The sequence below is a fragment of the Commensalibacter sp. A3DC genome (assembly GCF_047307945.1).
In the GTDB taxonomy this organism is placed as follows: Bacteria; Pseudomonadota; Alphaproteobacteria; order Acetobacterales; family Acetobacteraceae; genus Commensalibacter; species Commensalibacter melissae.
Genome location: NZ_JAXOQA010000118.1, coordinates 1 through 1,872, shown reverse-complemented (window position 1 = coordinate 1,872; position 1,872 = coordinate 1). Strand labels below are relative to the sequence as shown.

The following is a 1,872-nucleotide window of genomic DNA, read 5'->3' as shown; positions in this document are numbered from 1 at the left end:
ATTTATTTTTTATCTTTTTCAACAGTTTCATTAGATTTTTTTACTGCCACTTTTGGTACACTGATTGCCAAGGACAATTCTTTTAATCGTTCTGCAGAAATCGGGGCAGGCGCTTCCATCATTAAATCCTCACCTTGTTGATTTAATGGGAATAGAATGACCTCACGAATATTGGGTTCATCCATCAGAAGCATGACCATGCGATCAATACCAGGTGCGGCACCTCCATGAGGCGGAGCTCCATAACGGAATGCGTTTAGCATACCACCAAAACGCTTTTCGACTTCTTCCTTTGGATATCCGGCAATTTCAAAGGCTTTGATCATGATGTCAGGTCGATGATTTCGAATTGCACCTGAAGAAAGTTCAATACCATTGCAGACGATATCATATTGATATGCATTAATTTCCAAAGGATTCTTGTTTATCAGTGCTTCAAGTCCACCCTGAGGCATGGAGAAGGGATTGTGAGAGAAATCAATCAATCCGGTTTCTTCATTGATTTCATACATAGGGAAATCAACAATCCAACAGAAACGGAAGGCATTTTTCTCAATTAGATCAAGTTCTGTTGCAATTTTTGTTCGAACAGAACCGGAAAATTTAACCATATCAGGGCCCTGTCCAGCTACAAAGAAAACAGCATCGCCACTTTTTAAATGACAGGCCTGGCGGATCATTTCACAACGTTTTTCATCCAAATTTTTGGCAATTGGTCCTTTTGCCCCATTGTCTTCAAAGATGATGTATCCCAAACCACCCGCTTTTTCTTCTCTGGCCCATTTATTCAACTTATCGAAAAAAGAGCGGGGAAATGATCCTGCACCAGGAGCGGGAACAGCACGAACTTCTCCTCCTGCCTCAACAATTTTTGCAAAGAGACCAAAACTAGAATTTTTGAACGCTTCGGAAACATCAACAAGTTTTAAGGGGTTTCTTAAATCTGGTTTATCACTGCCATATTCTTTCATGGCTTGTTTATAGGGAATACGTTTAAAGGGTGCTGAACTTACAGTATGTGTGGGTGCAAATTCCTTGAAAATGCCCTCCATAACAGGTTCCAGCGTTTCAAAAACATCTTCTTGAGTGACAAAAGACATTTCAAAATCAAGTTGATAAAATTCTCCCGGAGAACGATCCGCACGTGCAGCCTCGTCACGGAAACAGGGGGCTATTTGGAAATAGCGGTCAAAACCAGCCACCATTGCAAGTTGTTTGAATTGTTGCGGTGCCTGTGGCAATGCATAAAATTTTCCAGGATGTAGACGGGCAGGAACCAGAAAATCCCTGGCACCTTCAGGTGAAGAAGCTGTCAGGATAGGAGTTTGAAATTCAGTGAAACCCTGTTCAATCATTCTATGGCGAAGGCTTGCAATAATGTTTGACCTTAACATCAGATTGCGATGAACTCGTTCTCGACGCAGATCGATATAACGATATTTTAAACGTAAATCTTCCGGATAGTTTTCGTTGCCAGTCACTTGAAAAGGCAATACGTCAGCTTCGGAAATAATTTCAAGATTTTCAGCCTGAATTTCAATTTGTCCTGTTGGCAATTTTGGATTAACGGTTTCTCCTTCACGAGCGACAACCTTACCTGTAATGCAAATAACGCTTTCCACTCTTAATCTTTCCGCAGTGTTCAGCAAAGGTGAATTGGTGGGAATAACAATCTGGGTAATACCAAAATGGTCGCGCAAATCGATAAAAAGTAAACCCCCATGATCTCTTTTACTATGTATCCATCCAGAAAGCTTGACAGTTGATCCAACATCCTGGGATCTTAGAGCGGCACAATTATGAGTGCGGTAGCGATGCATTGATATATCCTGTTTAAATTAAAATAATTAATTTTTTGATTATAAAGTGATT

The 1,872-nt window shown here is 40.5% G+C and carries 1 protein-coding gene; it reads right to left on the bottom strand.

All coding sequences use genetic code 11. The features are described 5' to 3' along the window. Positions 1-2: 2 nt before the first annotated feature. Positions 3-1,820, bottom strand: a complete 1,818-nt coding sequence (gene aspS, locus U0839_RS08720; protein ID WP_155565704.1) for an aspartate--tRNA ligase — start codon at positions 1,818-1,820, stop codon at positions 3-5. Positions 1,821-1,872: the final 52 nt, after the last annotated feature.